A 14,786-nucleotide genomic window follows, 5' to 3' on the forward strand; every position below is an offset into this window, starting at 1 on the left:
TATCTTGTATCTATCAGACTCCTCGCTACCATGCGGGTATGTCAACGGGGGACCGCTCACAGGCGGCCGCGGCCAGCGAACGCGCCTACCACTGGGCCAAGGACCGGATCCTCGACGGCCGGTTCGAAGGCGGCAGGCTGATCAGCGAGGGCGAGGTCGCCGACGCGATGGGCCTGTCGCGAACGCCCGTCCGCGAAGCGTTCCTCAGGCTGTCGGCCGAGGGCCTGCTGCGGCTGTACCCGAAACGCGGTGCGCTCGTCGTCCCGGTCTCCGCCGAGGAAGCGGCGGACATCGCGGAGGCGCGGATCTTCCTCGAACGGCACGCCGCCGCAAAGGTGATCGGCGAGGGGCGCCAACGGGAGGTCGCGAAGGCGATGCGCAGCGTGCTCGACGAGCAGCGCGCATTGACCCGGCCCGAGCAGGCGCCGAGGTTCACCGCGCTGGACCGCGATTTCCACGCCACACTGGTCAGCGCCGCGGGCAACGCCCTGTTCGACGAGTTCTACGGCAGCCTGCGGGACCGGCAGTTGCGCATGGTGCACACCGCGCTGCGGCGGGACAGGACGGAGCGGCCGAAGCTCATCCTGGACGAGCACACCCGCATCTGCGAACTGCTCGAGGCCGGCGAATCGGAAGCCCTCCACACCCTGATCGCCACCCACATCACCGCCGTCCGCGACCAGTTCCCGGACGCTCCTAGGTAAAAGTGAGGTCCTCGCGGCCGCGGAAGGTGAGCTTCGCTTCGGGGAGGGCATCGCGGGCGGCGGAGCGATCCGCCACCTCGCCCAACTCGATGTGCAGGGCACCGAGGGGGCGCAGGCGCACGAGGTCGGCGGCCGGGTGCGCGCCGTGGATCACCAGCTGCCGCAGCGCGGGCAGCTTCCCGAGCCCCCGCACCTCCTCGACGCTCGGAATCCCGGTCACGGTCACCTTTTCCAGTCCGGGCCACCGCTCGACGCCCAGCAGCGACCGGTACTCGGCCCGCCCGCCGAGTTCCAGTTCGGTGAGGGGCAGCTCCTCCGGGAGCACGTGCAGGCCCTGGGCGAGCGCCGGGTGCCGGACCGACAACCGCCGCAGCGGTGCGCCGGCCAGCGACCCCAGCCACGGCGCCCGCCGGTCCCGGAAACCGCCCGTGGTGTGCAGTTCCAGTTCCACCACCCCGAGTCCGGCGAGCGCGGACAGGTCCCGCAGCGCGCTGTACCCGGAAATCCGCAGCGTCCGCAGGGATTCGCACCCGATGAGTCCGGTGAGCCGCTGGTCCACCTCGTTGGACCGGATTTCCAGGAACCGCAGGTTCTCCAGATCCGCCAGTGGCCGCGTCCCGGCGCCATCGGACAGCGCGATGTTGCCGACCAGCTGCACCGCGGTCAGCTTGCGCAGATGCCGCAACCGGACCAGCACGTCCCAGCGGTGTACCTCGAGCACCAGATCCCCGAAGTCCACTTCGGACAGCAGGGTCGCCGCGTAGTCCTCGGCGTAGTCGAACTGCCGCCAGGCCCGCAGCAGTTCGTCGATCACCAGGCGGAGTTCGGTGCCGGCGAAGGCGTGGATCTTCTCCTTCGCCTCCTCGCCCCCGACCAGTGCCAGTGCGCGGATGACCCGCGCGGCCACCCCCGCCCGGTCCGCCCCGGTCTCCTCGGCGTACTTGCCCACCTCGATCGGCCCCGGCAGCAGGTCCACCACGAACGTCCCGGCCCTGGCGAGCAGTTCCGCGTCCTGGAAGCTCTCGGGCGGGATCAGCCTGCGCACCGCGGTGAGCACGTCGGTGCGGACGTGCTCGGGGTCGATCACGTCGACGTAGCCGAGTGAAGCGGCGGCGAGCAGTTCGAGCCGGTCGGCCACCTCGCGGTCCTTGCGGGTGACCCGTTTGCCCGCCCGCTCCAGCAGCCGCCCGAGCAGTTCGCCCGCCTCGCGGGCCCTCGCCTGCGCGGCGGCCATGAACACGACCTCGTGCAGGGAGTCGTCATGGGCGTGCTCGATGAGGTAACCGAGTTCCCCCGCCTTCACGAACTCCCCGGCGGCGAGGAAGTCGCGGAAGGTCCGGTGCACGAACTGGATCCGCCCGTCCTGGCGGCGCAGCAGCCCGGTTCGCTCCACGAGATGGCGCAGCACCTGCGCGGGTTCGAGTTCCCGCGCCTCGGAGCGCAGCCCCGACATCGCCCGTCCGATCCGCTGCTCGGCGACCTCCTCGCCGATCAGGAGTTCGGCATTGCGCACCATGGGCGCGGCGAACCGCTCCAGCAGGATGATCTTCTCCTTGGTGGACATCCGCAGTTCGTCCTCGACCGCGATGTCCCGCTGGACGTCCCACTGGCCGAGCAGCAGTTCCAGCGCCTTGTCCAGCAGTTCCTTGCGGCTCTGCGGAAGGTACATGTTCTCCTTGCGGTACAGCGCGCACAGCAGCGAGCACAGCAGCGGACTGGACACCAGTGCGCGCACGTCGGGCCGCCCGTCCAGGCTCCGGGTCAGCCGCTCCTCGCACCGGGTCAGCCACTCGCGCTGCTCCGGGTCGCTTTCCAAGCCGCGCGCCGCCGTGTACCAGTTCCCGATGACCCGGTGCAAACCGTTCCGGCTCAACGGAAGCAGCTCGAACCGGCGGAAATCAGGGCCGGGCCAGTCATCGGCGACCGCGGAAGGCCGGGTGCTCACCACGAACCGGGCGTCCGGGTACGCGCGCACGAGACCGTCGAGCCAGCGCCGCACCTCCTCGCGGCGCGGCAGCAGCAGCTCGTCCACCCCGTCGACGAGGATCACCGCCCGCCCGGACCGCAGCAGCCCGCTCACCCACCGGTCCGGTTTCTCCCCGGCCAGCGGGGCCGCGCCCGCCTCGACCAGTTCCTCGGCGCCCGGCAGCGGCCGGTCCCCGAACCGGCGGAGGGACACGAAGAACGGCACGTCGTCGCGCCAGGAGTCGTCCCTTCGGTCACGGACCGAGACGGCGGCGAGATGGGCCAGCCAGCGCAGGAAGGTGGTCTTGCCCGCGCCCGCCCCGCCGAGCAGGAGGACCCGGCGCGCGGAACCGATCGCGTGCCGTCCGTCGGTGCCCGCGCCGGTCAGCTCGGCGTCGTCGCCCGGATCCTGCCGCCGGGCCAGCGACGGGGCGGTGTAGAAGTCGTCGAACGGGTGCCTGGCCGGGGCACGGCCGACGCTGACCTGGAACAGCTCGAACGTCGCGTATTCGGCGGCCACGTAACGGACGTAGGCGCGCTCGAAGTCGGCCGCGCGCCGCTCGTCCCGGGACGCGAAGTCGTCGATCCGGTCGGCGATCCCGGCCTGGACCGAGCGCATCACGGCATCGACCTCGCGGGCCCGCACGGCGATCTTGTGGCAGGTGTGGCGCAGCAGGTGGTGGTAGGCATCGCGGCCCGCCTGGCCGAGCCCGGCGTCCTGCAGCACAGGGCGGCCTGCCTCCCGGACCCTCGCCCGCAGGCGGGAAGAACTGGCGAGCACGGCCGGGGCGCGCTCCACCAGTTCCCCCAGCCGTGCCGCGGTCAGCGCGCCGGCCACGGCATCCTGGACCGCCAGCCACTCCTGGTCGGACAGGCGGGCGAACTCGACCCGCCGCAGTTCGCCCAGCTCCTTGGCGGCGCGCGCGAGGAGCCGGTCGGGCCGGGCCAGGCCGCGCAGCCGGTGCTGGTGGACCACCTGTTCGGCCGCCTGGTCGGCAGCGCGCTCCACGACCCATTGGTGCAGCGCGGAGAAGGTGGCGCCGAGCGCACCGAGCAGGGCCGAAGAAACCGGATCGACCACCGGACACCCCCAGCGATTAGCGGCCGTCATCCCCCGACCACCCCACCGTACCGAAAGCGCTTACTCGGTCGACAGCAGATCAATCCAAGCCGTATAGTCCAGATGGAATAAACGACACGGACTCTTCCAGGGGGAGTGATGGCGGTATGCCCGCCCGACCACAGCCGCTGACGCCGCTGGGCATGGCGATCCTCGAGCTGCTGCACGAAAAACCGATGCATCCCTACGAGATGACCCAGCTGATGCGGCAACGCCGGGTGGACTGCCGGGTGAAGCTGAGGCCCGGCTCGCTCTACCACACGGTGGACAAGCTCCAAGCCCAGGGATTCATCGAAATCGTCGACACCCAGCGGCAGGGGCGCCGCCCCGAACGCACCGTCTACGCGATGACCGAAGCCGGGCGTGACACCTTCATGGAACAGACCCGGGAGATGCTGGCGTTCCCGGCCACGGAATACCCGCAGTACCCGGTCGCGCTGTCGGCCGCCAGCGAGCTGGACAAACAGGACGCGATCGACCAGCTCAAGATGCGCATCGTCGCCCTGCGGGCACGCGTCGCCGCCGACGAGGTGGTCGCCCAGGAAGTGCGTGACCGCGAACTGCCCGTCATGTACTGGATCGACCACCTCTACGACCACCACCAGCGCCAGTCGCAACTGGCGTGGACCGAACAGCTGGTCGCCGATCTCGAATCGGGCCGGATTCCCTGGCCTGACACCCAAAATCCCCATCCCCATCCCCATCTCTCCATTGTGGACAACGAGGACACGGACGATGACAAGGCAAGCTAACCCGTGGGCCGCGCTCGGCGCGCTGTGCATCGGGTTCTTCATGATCCTGCTGGACACCACCATCGTGTCCATCGCGATCCCCGCCATGGTGCACGAACTGCACACCGACCTGAACGCGGTGGTGTGGGTGATCAGCATCTACCTGCTCACCTACGCGGTGCCCATGCTGTTCACCAGCAGGCTCGGCGACCGGTTCGGCCCCAAACGGGTCTTCCTGGCCGGGCTGGCGGTGTTCACCCTGGCCTCGCTGTGGTGCGGCCTGTCCGGCACAGCCGGGATGCTGATCACGGCGCGCGCGGTGCAGGGGCTCGGCGCGGCGCTGATGACCCCGCAGACGCTGGCGTTCATCACGCACCTGTTCCCGCCCGCCAAACGCGGTCCGGCGATGGGCCTGTGGGGCGGGGTGGCCGGGCTGGCCACGATCACCGGTCCCCTGCTGGGCGGGGTACTGGTGGACAACCTCGGCTGGGAATGGATCTTCTTCGTGAACGTGCCGATCGGCCTGGTCGGTTTCGTGCTGGCCGTGTTCCTGGTGCCGGACTGGCAGCCCCGGCACGCGCACTCCTTCGACGTACTCGGCATCCTGCTTTCGGCCGCCGGACTGGCTTGCCTCGTCTTCGGGATCCAGAACGGGCAGCACTACGACTGGGGCCGGGTGACGGGCCCGATCACCATCTTCGAGCTCATCGGCGCCGGTGTGCTGCTGCTGGTGGTCTTCCTGCTGTGGCAGCGGTTCAACCAGCGGGAGCCGCTGGTCCCGCTGCGTGTGTTCGCCAACCGCAACTTCTCCGCGGGCACGGTGACCGCGGCCGCGATCGGTTTCGCGATGACAGGCATGTTCGTCCCGCTGGTGATCTACGTGCAGAACGTGCTGGGCATGTCACCGACCATGGCCGGGCTGCTCACCGCGCCGATGTCGCTGCTGTCGGGGATCGTGGCCCCGTTCATCGGGCGCCTGTCCGACAAGGTCAACGCGAAGTACCTGGTGATGTTCGGCTTCCTCGCACTGGCGGCGGGCCTGACCGGCTCGGTCCTGCAGGCGCGGGCGGACACGAACCCGTGGTCGCTCGTGCCCGTCCTGCTGCTCTGCGGCCTGGGCACGGGGAGCGTGTTCGCACCGATGAGCAACGTGACCATGAGTTCGGTGGACCGGAAGCTCGCCGGTGCCGCCTCGGGCATCTTCAACACCTCACGGCAGATCGGCGGCGTGCTGGGCAGCGCCGCAGTCGGGGTGCTGCTGCAGGCCCGCATCACGGCCTCGATGACGTCCGAGCACGGCAACGCTCCTGTGGCAGTCACCGACGCGGTACGCGAAACCATGCTCCTGCCGGTCGCGGTGCTGCTTCTCGGTGCGGTGGCGGCGCTGGCGATGCGACGGGTCACCCCGCAACCCGCATCGCCCGCGATCCGCCCCGAACCGGAACCGGCGAAGGTCTGACAAGGCCTCGGCCTCTACCCTTCCCTCGTGCTGCATTTCGTGCTGGCCTCTGCCTCTCCGGCCCGTCTCGGCGTCCTCCGCGCGGCGGGGATCGAACCCAGCGTCGTGGTGTCCGGTGTCGACGAAGACGCCGTGGCCGCGTCGCTGACCGACCCGTCGCCGTCGGAACTGGTCACCGCGCTCGCACTCGCCAAGGCCGAAGCGGTGCTGGCCACGGTCGCCCGCACGCACACCGAAGCCGTGGTCGTGGGCTGCGACTCGATGCTGTCCCTCGGCGGCGAAATGATGGGCAAGCCGGGTGAGCCGGAGATCGCGCAGAAGCGCTGGGCCCAGATGGCGGGCGGCAGTGGGGAACTGCTCACCGGGCACGCGGTGCTGCGGGTGGAAAACGGTGAGCGCACCCGGCAGGCGACCGGAAGCCACGCGACGACGGTGCGTTTCGGTGAGCCGAGCCCTCACGAGCTGGCGGCCTACATCGCCACCGGAGAGCCCCTGGCCGTGGCGGGGGCGTTCACGCTGGACGGCCGCGGCGGCTGGTTCGTCGAGGGCATCGACGGCGATCCCTCCAGCGTGATCGGGATCAGCCTGCCGCTCACCCGCCGCCTGCTCGCCGAGGTCGGGGTCAGCGTCGTCGACCTGTGGACGCCTACCCGCTAGGTTGGCGCTTCACAAGCGGCGGAGCCGCTTGCGGTGGGCCGTCAGCTTGCACCGCCGCGGGTTCTCAGGCGGTTCCTGGCAGGAACAACACTGCCAGCGCTTCGTGAATTGACATTCATGAGGAGGAGATCCCACAGCCAGGGACCGCCTGAGGTTCCGCCACCCGCACCGCCACGCAAAACACTTCGACACAGGTCCTAGCCGTCACGGGCAGGGGCGAAGGTCGGCGGGCAGGACGTGGACCTGGGGCCAGCCGCGGAGCTGGCTGGGAGCGGCGTACTTCCTCGTGCACCCCACGGCACTGCCGTCGAGGGCGTACACACGCGCCAGGGCGGGGGAAGCCTGCACCACGACCACGTCGGGCACGTCCGTGCCGGTCACCTGGTCCAGCACGATCACCCCGGCGTCGGAGAAGTACGGCTTGTCGACCGACTGCCAGCCACCGCCGCGCCCGACGAGCAACTGGGCGACCCTGCCGCCCTTGAGCGGCGCCCCGACCAGGCAGGCCGACACGGTCGCGGTGACACAGGTCAGTGAATCCGCGGTGAGCCGGGCCCCCAGTTCGCTGATGGTGGTGGGCACGACGATGCCGTCCACCTGCACCCGCCCGTTGGCCCCGGTGGTGTCCGCCCGCAACTCCACCTGCGCCCCGCCCGCCGACCGGGCGGCCAGCAGGCCGCAGGGACCGTCACCGCATTCGCGCTCCGGTGTCACACTCGGGACGGATGCGCTTGCCTCGATCGTGGCATGGTCCCCGCTGCGTGCGACGCGAAGCGAGGCGACGGCGGCGAGCGACCCGGCCGTCACCAGGGCGGCCACCACCGCCGTGACCAGCACCGGCCGAGGAACCCGCGTCCCGCCCACGTACCCCACCCCTATCTCCCCTAACCTCGCTCCGCCGCAAGATTAGGGTGAGCCGACTCTCACCGCAGGGGACCGACCGGCCCGTAAACTCCCGAGTTGAGGCCCGCGGACGCGCCGCGTCGGACGCGCCGGGGAGCAGTCGGAACACCAAATGGAGGTAGGGGCGTGCCCGAACAGGCCAGCGGCAGCCAAGGCGGACCGGTCACCAAGATCCTCATCGCCAACCGTGGCGAGATCGCGGTGCGGGTGATCAGAGCGGCCAGAGACGCGGGCCTGACCAGCGTCGCGGTCTACGCCGACCCCGACCGTGACGCCCCGCACGTCCGTCTCGCCGACGAGGCGTTCGCCCTCGGCGGGAACACCGCGGCGGAAAGCTACCTCGTCATCGACAAGCTGATCGACGTCGCCAAGCGGTCCGGCGCCGACGCGGTCCACCCGGGCTACGGCTTCCTGTCGGAGAACGCGGACTTCGCCCAGGCCGTGATCGACGCGGGCCTCACCTGGATCGGCCCCAGCCCCCAGGCCATCCGGGACCTCGGCGACAAGGTCACCGCCCGGCACATCGCGATGAAGGCCGGCGCCCCGCTGGTGCCCGGCACCAAGGAGCCGGTCTCCGGCCCCGAGGAGATCATCGCCTTCGCCCAGGAACACGGCCTGCCGGTGGCGATCAAGGCGGCGTTCGGCGGCGGCGGCCGCGGCCTGAAGGTCGCCCGCACCCTCGAAGAGATTCCGGAGCTGTTCGAATCGGCGACCCGCGAGGCGGTTTCCGCGTTCGGCCGCGGTGAATGCTTCGTCGAGCGCTACCTCGACAAGCCCCGCCACGTCGAGGCGCAGGTGCTCGCCGACAAGCACGGCAACGCGATCGTGGTCGGCACTCGCGACTGCTCGCTGCAGCGCCGCCACCAGAAGCTGGTCGAGGAGGCGCCCGCGCCGTTCCTGACCGACGAGCAGCGCGCCACCATCCACAGCTCCGCCAAGGCCATCTGCAAGGAGGCGGGCTACTCCGGGGCGGGCACCGTCGAGTACCTGGTCGGCCAGGACGGCACGATCTCCTTCCTGGAGGTCAACACCCGGCTCCAGGTGGAGCACCCGGTGTCGGAGGAGACCACCGGCATCGACCTCGTCCGCGAGATGTTCCGCATCGCGCGGGGCGAGAAGCTGCGCTTCACCGAGGACCCCGAGCCGCGTGGCCACTCGATCGAGTTCCGGATCAACGGTGAGGACGCCGGCCGCAACTTCCTGCCCGCCCCCGGCACGGTCACCAGGCTGGTCTTCCCCGAGGGGCCCGGCGTCCGGGTCGACTCCGGGGTCGAGTCGGGCAGCGTGATCGGCGGCCAGTTCGACTCGATGCTGGCCAAGCTGATCATCACCGGTTCCGACCGCGAGAACGCGCTCGAGCGCAGCCGTCGCGCGCTGGACGAGATGGTGGTCGAGGGCATGGCCACCGTGCTTCCGTTCCACCGCCTGATCGTGCGGGACCCGGCGTTCGTCGGCGACGGCGAGTCGTTCACCGTGCACACGCGCTGGATCGAGACCGAGTTCGACAACACCATCGAGCCGTTCAGCGACGGTGCCGGCGCCGAGGACGAGACCGAACCGCGCCAGACCGTGGTGGTCGAGGTCGGCGGGCGGCGCCTGGAGGTCTCGCTGCCGGGTGACCTGGCACTGGGCGGCGGCAACGGCGGCCGCGGCGCGGCCGCGAAGGCCAAGCCGCGCAAGCGGGCCGGCGGCACCAAGGCCGCGGTCAGCGGTGACGCGGTCGCCGCGCCCATGCAGGGCACGATCGTCAAGGTCGCGGTCGAGGAGGGCCAGCAGGTCGAGGCTGGCGAGCTGATCGTGGTGCTGGAAGCGATGAAGATGGAGAACCCGGTGACCGCGCACAAGGCCGGCACCGTCACGGGCCTCTCGGTCGAGGTCGGCGCCGCCGTCACCCAGGGCACCGTGCTCGCCGAGATCAAGGACTGACCGCACAATCGGACAACGCGGCAGCAATGCCGCAAGGCGCACCCGGCGCCACCCGGAGCAAGGGATGTTTACTACGGGCCATCCGTAGTAAACATCCCTTGCTCCACTTCGGGCGGCCTAAGATCAGGGCGTGAACCAGGTCCCCTCCCCGGAGATGCGCGTCAGTGACAGCGAACGGGAAGCCGCGTTGGCCGCGCTCGGTGAGCACATGGGCGCGGGCAGGCTCGACATCGACGAGTACGGGGAGCGTTCGGCGAAGGTCAGCACCGCGAAGACGCGGGGAGAGCTGGCCGAGGTCTTCGCTGATCTGCCCGAGCCCCACCCCACGTTCGGCACCCCGCCCGCTGTCACCACCCCGCCCGCTCCCGTGGCCGCCACCGAATCCCGGCCGCGAGAACCGGCCTGGGCCGACCGGCCGCTGAACCAGCGCGCCGTGGCCGCACTGATCCCGGTCTTCTGGGGCATGGGCGCCGTGCTGTTCTTCACCGTCGGCGGCTGGTGGTGGTTCCTGCTTCCGGTCCTGGTCACCGCCGTCGGGCGCGGCCTGTGGGGCCAGGAATGGGAGTCCGGGCAGCGGTCCCGGCGTGACCGGCATCGCGGGCGTCGTGACCGGCACCGGCCGTAGGATTGCCCGGTGAGCGCGGACATGCGGCTCAGCGACGCTGAGCGCGACGAGGCGATCGAGGCCCTGTCCGAGCACGTCCGCTCCGGACGGCTGGACCTCGACGAGTTCGGAACTCGTTCGGCCCGCGCCTCCACCGCACGTACCCGCTCCGAACTGGTCCCCTTGTTCTCGGACCTGCCCGAACCCCACCCCGCGGTGCTCCGGGCCATGACGGTGCCGCCCGCGCCGGGCCGCCCGGTCCCGGCGCGGCGGTTCTCCGCCGGTGCCGTCCCGATCGCGGCGATCATCGCGGTGCTGCTGTTCTTCACCGTGGCCCGGGGTATCTGGCTGGTGTTCCTGCTGCCCGCCGCGGTCGCCCTGATCCTCGGTTCGAGGTCCCGGTAGTGATGGAACCCGTCGAGATCAACGCCGGGGAGTACTACCTGCGGCAGTTGCGCGCCGACGACCTCCTCGACGACCGGCCCGCGCTCGTGGAGGCCTTCGCCGACCCCGAGCACTCCCGCTACATCCTCAACTACAACGTGCGCAATCGCGCCGAGGCCGGCCGGTACGTGGCGCAGCGGGCCGCCGAGTGGTACGCCGACGACCGGTGTTCCTGGGCCATCGCCGAACCCACCACCGGCGCCCTGCTCGGCGAGGTCGGGCTCAAGAGCCTCGACCTCGCGGCGGGCACGGCCGAGATCGCGTTGTGGGTCCACCCGAAGCAGCGCGGCCGGGGCATCGCCCCGACCGCGGTCGACGCCGCGGTGCGCTTCGGTTTCGGCGCTCTGGGCCTCAACGAGATCGCCTACCGGCACCATCCCGACAACCACGCCTCGGCGGCCGTGGCCCGGCGCTGCGGCTTCACCAGGGTGGGTTTCGGGGAAGATCCGAACCAACTGGGTGAACCGCTCGTCCGGTGGATCCGCACGGCGTCCTGAACCATCCAGCGGAGCGGACGGCATCGCCCTCCCGCACTTCCGTCAGAACCTCCGCGAGGAGATTTCACCGAAAATAAGCATGGCGTTCATCTCGGTGTAGACGATGGTGACGCGCCTGCCGAGCGCACCCCCGCGGGAGGTCCCGGAAGGACTGGACCACTGGGGCAAACCATGCGCGAGTCGGGCATCGGGGGCCTTTCCGACCCGGCTGTGCCGGGTGACACAATTCCTTTCACATTCCCGGATGTTGTGATGATCTGGAGTCGGATACCTGATTCAGCGCCGAACGGGGGAAACGTGGGCGACTCCAGCCTGTTCCTAACCCGCATCCTCGACGTGCTGTGTGATGGCGGCGACAAAATCGCTTTTGCCCACCGTAGCCGGTCGATGAGCTACCGGGAGACCTTTGACACATTGCGACGACTGCATGCGACGCTGAAAAGCGAGGGGATTTCCCCGGGGCAAACGGTCGCAATCACCGGCGGAAACATGCCGGAAACAATTCTTCTGCAGATTGCCGCGCAGTTGCGGGGCGCCCGCGTGATCCATGTCGAAAACGGCGTGCCGCTCGACGATCTCCAGGCCGACCACGTGCTCTCCTCCGATCCGGACGGCCCGCTTCTGCTCGCCGGAAACGGCGCGAAGACCAGCCACGCCGACATCGTGATGCCCGGCAAGGTCGAAACGCTGTTCGCCGTCGAGAACGGGGAGCCCGTGCGTTACGACGAGACCTACGAGGAACTGGCACGCACGATCGAACCGCACACGGGGGAACCGCAGCGGATTCTGTTGATCGCCCCCATGTCGCATCCGATCGGCAACCGCATCACGGTGAAGGCACTCCTCGCGGGTGACACCGTCGTGCTCCACGAGCGGACCCGGGAACCGCTGCGGAGCGCATCGGCGCAGGGGCCGGGCGAGTAGACCGAACGGAACCGGAGCGAGCGGAGCCGGTGCGGCGCTATCCCACCGGCTCGATCAGGCGTGCCCGCGCCTCCGGCGCCGAGGACCGCCGGGCGTCCGCCGCTTCGTCGCTCGGCTGTGCCTGGGAGTCCCGCTCGGCCGCGACCCGCGCCGCGTAGACGTCGACCTCCCGGGTGATCACCGGGTCGGACCAGCCGAGCACCTCGCCCATGAGGCGCGCCACCTGCTCCGCGCAGGCCACCCCGCGATGGGGGTATTCGATCGAGATCCTCGTGCGACGGGCCAGCACGTCCTCCAGATGCAGCGCCCCCTCGTGGCTCGCCGCGTACACCGCCTCCACGGCGAGGTAGTCCGGCGCGTGCTCCAGCGGCCGCAACAACTCCGGGCGCCCCTCGGCCGCCTGGAGCACCTCGTGCACGAGCGAGCCGTAGCGGTCCAGCAGATGCCTCACCCGGTAGGGGTGCAGCCCGTGCTGCGTCGCCAGATGGTCGGCCTGGTTGACCAGCGCGTGGTAGCCGTCGGCACCGAGCAACGGCACCTTGTCCGTGATCGACGACGGCGGGCGGCCCGGCAGGTCCACCACCGCCGCGTCGACCGCGTCCCGGGCCATCACCCGGTAGGTCGTGTACTTGCCGCCCGCGATGGCCACCAGTCCCGGCGCCACCCGCGCCACGGCGTGCTCGCGGGACAGCTTGGAGGTCTCCTCACTCTCACCCGCCAGCAACGGCCGCAGACCGGCGTAGACGCCCTCGATGTCGTCGTGCGTCAACGGGGTGGCGAGCACCTTGTTCACGTGCCCCAGGATGTAGTCGATGTCGTTCCTGGTTGCCGCGGGATGCGCGAGATCGAGGTTCCAGTCGGTGTCGGTGGTCCCCACGATCCAGTGATTGCGCCACGGGATGACGAACAGGACCGACTTCTCGGTGCGCAGGATCACCCCAGTCTCCGCGACGATCCGGTCCCTCGGTACCACCACGTGCACGCCCTTGCTGGCCCGCACCCGGAACCGGCCGCGGCTGCCGGACAACCGCTGCAGTTCGTCGGTCCACACCCCCGTGCAGTTGACCACCACCCCGGCCTGGATGTCGGTCTCCCGGCCGTCCTCCACGTCCCGCACCCGCACCCCCGAGACCCGGTCCGCCTCCCGCAGGAACTCCACCACCTGGGTCGAGGTGCGGACCACGGCGCCGTAGTGCGCGGCCGTCCTGGCCACGGTCATCGTGTGCCGCGCATCGTCCGCCTGCGCGTCGAAGTAGCGGATACCGCCGATCAGCGCGTCGCGTTTGAGCGCGGGGACCATGCGCAGCGCCCCCGCCCGGGTGAGGTGCTTCTGCCCCGGCACCGATCGTGCCCCGCCCATCGTGTCGTAGAGCAGCAGCCCCGCCGCCGTGTACGGGCGCTCCCACAGCCGGTGGGTCAGCGGGTACAGGAAACTCACCGGCTTCACCAGATGGGGTGCGATCAGGGTCAGCATCAGCTCACGCTCGCGCAGGGCCTCCCGCACCAGTCCGAACTCGAGTTGCTCGAGGTAGCGCAGCCCACCGTGGAACAGCTTGCTCGACCGGCTGGACGTCCCGGAGGCAAGGTCACGGGCCTCGACCAGGGCGACCCGGAGGCCACGCGTCGCCGCGTCCAGTGCGGTGCCCGAACCCACCACACCCCCACCCACGACGACGAGGTCGAACGCCTCCTCGCCGAGCCGCTGCCAAGATCGCTCTCGTGCGGCCGGTCCCAGCTCAGCCTCGGCCACTGCGGGCCTCCCTCCCTCACGCCTGCTGCCGTTCCCAGCATGGCACGTCCGGGCTGCCCCGCAGTCCGACGATTTGTCGTCCTCGCCCCGACCGCGCACCATGAAGACGCTGGGGACAACGTCGTCTGGGCATCGGGAGGTGCGCCATGAACGGACCTGGCTCCCGCCGACAAGCCAACGCCTGGACAAGGCTGCGGCAGCACACGGTCGGAGAACTGCTCGCCGAATTCCTCGGCACCGCGGTCCTCGTCCTCTTCGGATGTGGATCAGTCGCCGTGGCGGTGGCGGGCCTGCCGGGGTCGGGCCGTGAGTCGGTCCCCTTCGGCGCCGCCAACTGGCTGATCATCGCCTGGGGCTGGGGTTTGGCCGTGGTCCTCGGGGTCTACGTGGCGGGCGGGGTCAGTGGTGCACACATCAACCCCGCGGTCACCCTGGCCTTCGCCATCCGCCGCAAATTCCCCTGGTACAAGGTGCCCGCATACTGGCTCGCCCAGGTCGCGGGCGCCTTCGCCGGGGCCGCCGTGGTCTATGCCGTCTACCTGAGCGCGATCAACGCGTTCAACCTCGCCCAGACCCCGCCGATCACCTCCCGAGCCGACTCGCTGAGCACCTTCTCGATCTTCGCGACCTTCCCGGCCAAGTACTTCGGGAACTCCCCGTGGGGACCGTTCGTGGACCAGATCGTCGGCACCGCGCTCCTGGTCGCCCTCATCGCGGCTCTGATCGACACGCGCAACATGGCACCGGGGAGCAACGTCGGCCCGTTCACCATCGGGCTCGTCGTGGTGGCGATCGGTCTGTCCTTCGGCACGAACGCCGGGTATGCCATCAACCCGGCGCGTGACTTCGGGCCGCGACTGCTCACCTTCATCGCGGGCTGGGGCAACAAGGCCTTCCCCGGCAACGGGGACTGGTTCAGCAACTACTGGTGGATCCCGATCGCGGGCCCGCTCCTCGGCGGCATCGTCGGCATCCTGGTCTACGACCTGTTCGTCGGTCAGGTCCTCGGTGTGCGCCCGGCACCCGAAGCCGCCCCCACCCCCGAACCGGGCCGGGTGCGGGGCTCCGACGAATCCGGGACGGCGTAGGGCCCCTCATCACC

At 70.2% G+C, this 14,786-nt stretch carries 13 protein-coding genes; 10 read left to right on the forward strand and 3 right to left on the reverse strand.

All coding sequences use genetic code 11. The annotated features are described in order from the left end of the window. Positions 1-38: 38 nt before the first annotated feature. On the forward strand, positions 39-704 hold the full coding sequence (locus tag ORV05_RS29150; RefSeq protein ID WP_268755176.1) for a GntR family transcriptional regulator: 666 nt from the start codon (positions 39-41) through the stop codon (positions 702-704). On the opposite strand, the gene ORV05_RS29155 is transcribed toward ORV05_RS29150, so the two are convergent. Further along, a complete protein-coding gene (locus ORV05_RS29155; RefSeq protein ID WP_268755177.1) occupies positions 697-3,780 on the reverse strand; it encodes an NACHT domain-containing protein in 3,084 nt (1,027 codons plus the stop codon). The two genes, ORV05_RS29150 and ORV05_RS29155, sit on opposite strands and share 8 nt — an antisense overlap. Before the next feature lie 116 nt (positions 3,781-3,896). Between ORV05_RS29155 and ORV05_RS29160 the strand changes: the two genes are divergently transcribed. Genes ORV05_RS29160 through ORV05_RS29170 form a run of 3 tightly spaced genes read left to right on the forward strand, consistent with a single transcriptional unit; the run spans position 3,897 to position 6,636 of the window. Continuing rightward, on the forward strand, positions 3,897-4,541 hold the full coding sequence (locus tag ORV05_RS29160; protein WP_268755178.1) for a PadR family transcriptional regulator: 645 nt from the start codon (positions 3,897-3,899) through the stop codon (positions 4,539-4,541). Further along, positions 4,525-5,979, forward strand: a complete 1,455-nt coding sequence (locus tag ORV05_RS29165) for an MFS transporter (protein ID WP_268755179.1) — start codon at positions 4,525-4,527, stop codon at positions 5,977-5,979. Before ORV05_RS29160 ends, ORV05_RS29165 begins: the two co-directional genes overlap by 17 nt. Before the next feature lie 30 nt (positions 5,980-6,009). Then, positions 6,010-6,636 (forward strand): Maf family protein, encoded by a 627-nt coding sequence (locus ORV05_RS29170; protein WP_268759947.1) that lies wholly within the window; start codon positions 6,010-6,012, stop codon positions 6,634-6,636. 204 nt (positions 6,637-6,840) lie between these two features. Here ORV05_RS29170 and ORV05_RS29175 read toward each other — a convergent pair whose 3' ends face one another. Continuing rightward, the gene (locus ORV05_RS29175; protein ID WP_268755180.1) at positions 6,841-7,509 is read right to left on the reverse strand and encodes a hypothetical protein; all 669 of its coding nucleotides are present in this window, start codon (positions 7,507-7,509) and stop codon (positions 6,841-6,843) included. A 156-nt stretch (positions 7,510-7,665) separates the two neighbouring features. On the opposite strand from ORV05_RS29175, the gene ORV05_RS29180 reads away from it, so the two are divergent. The 5 genes from ORV05_RS29180 to ORV05_RS29200 all read left to right on the forward strand — a co-directional run bounded on the left by ORV05_RS29180 (position 7,666) and on the right by ORV05_RS29200 (position 11,934). Then, positions 7,666-9,465: an acetyl/propionyl/methylcrotonyl-CoA carboxylase subunit alpha gene (locus ORV05_RS29180; protein ID WP_268755181.1), complete on the forward strand. Its 1,800-nt coding sequence runs from the start codon at positions 7,666-7,668 to the stop codon at positions 9,463-9,465. A 130-nt stretch (positions 9,466-9,595) separates the two neighbouring features. Further along, on the forward strand, positions 9,596-10,090 hold the full coding sequence (locus ORV05_RS29185; RefSeq protein ID WP_268755182.1) for a DUF1707 SHOCT-like domain-containing protein: 495 nt from the start codon (positions 9,596-9,598) through the stop codon (positions 10,088-10,090). A gap of 21 nt (positions 10,091-10,111) precedes the next feature. Next, complete coding sequence (locus ORV05_RS29190; RefSeq protein WP_268759948.1) at positions 10,112-10,474, forward strand: DUF1707 SHOCT-like domain-containing protein; 363 nt, start codon at positions 10,112-10,114, stop codon at positions 10,472-10,474. Positions 10,475-10,476: 2 nt separating this feature from the next. Further along, a complete protein-coding gene (locus ORV05_RS29195) occupies positions 10,477-11,010 on the forward strand; it encodes a GNAT family N-acetyltransferase (RefSeq protein ID WP_268759949.1) in 534 nt (177 codons plus the stop codon). A gap of 297 nt (positions 11,011-11,307) precedes the next feature. Further along, on the forward strand, positions 11,308-11,934 hold the full coding sequence (locus tag ORV05_RS29200; protein ID WP_268755183.1) for an AMP-binding protein: 627 nt from the start codon (positions 11,308-11,310) through the stop codon (positions 11,932-11,934). A gap of 37 nt (positions 11,935-11,971) precedes the next feature. Here ORV05_RS29200 and ORV05_RS29205 read toward each other — a convergent pair whose 3' ends face one another. Then, positions 11,972-13,684: a glycerol-3-phosphate dehydrogenase/oxidase gene (locus ORV05_RS29205; RefSeq protein ID WP_268755184.1), complete on the reverse strand. Its 1,713-nt coding sequence runs from the start codon at positions 13,682-13,684 to the stop codon at positions 11,972-11,974. Positions 13,685-13,830: 146 nt separating this feature from the next. Between ORV05_RS29205 and ORV05_RS29210 the strand changes: the two genes are divergently transcribed. After that, positions 13,831-14,772 (forward strand): MIP/aquaporin family protein, encoded by a 942-nt coding sequence (locus ORV05_RS29210; protein ID WP_268755185.1) that lies wholly within the window; start codon positions 13,831-13,833, stop codon positions 14,770-14,772. Positions 14,773-14,786 lie beyond the last annotated feature (14 nt).

The organism is Amycolatopsis cynarae (assembly GCF_026802195.1).
GTDB classification, from domain to species: Bacteria; Actinomycetota; Actinomycetes; order Mycobacteriales; family Pseudonocardiaceae; genus Amycolatopsis_E; species Amycolatopsis_E rhizosphaerae.

Excerpts from the sequence above, each read along its gene's own strand:
- ORV05_RS29150 (WP_268755176.1), top strand. The coding sequence starts at position 39 with ATGTCAACGGGGGACCGCTCACAGGCGGCCGCGGCCAGCGAACGCGCC.
- ORV05_RS29155 (WP_268755177.1), bottom strand. The coding sequence starts at position 3,780 with ATGACGGCCGCTAATCGCTGGGGGTGTCCGGTGGTCGATCCGGTTTCT.
- ORV05_RS29160 (WP_268755178.1), top strand. The coding sequence starts at position 3,897 with ATGCCCGCCCGACCACAGCCGCTGACGCCGCTGGGCATGGCGATCCTC.
- ORV05_RS29165 (WP_268755179.1), top strand. The coding sequence starts at position 4,525 with ATGACAAGGCAAGCTAACCCGTGGGCCGCGCTCGGCGCGCTGTGCATC.
- ORV05_RS29190 (WP_268759948.1), top strand. The coding sequence starts at position 10,112 with ATGCGGCTCAGCGACGCTGAGCGCGACGAGGCGATCGAGGCCCTGTCC.
- ORV05_RS29195 (WP_268759949.1), top strand. The coding sequence starts at position 10,477 with ATGGAACCCGTCGAGATCAACGCCGGGGAGTACTACCTGCGGCAGTTG.
- ORV05_RS29210 (WP_268755185.1), top strand. The coding sequence starts at position 13,831 with ATGAACGGACCTGGCTCCCGCCGACAAGCCAACGCCTGGACAAGGCTG.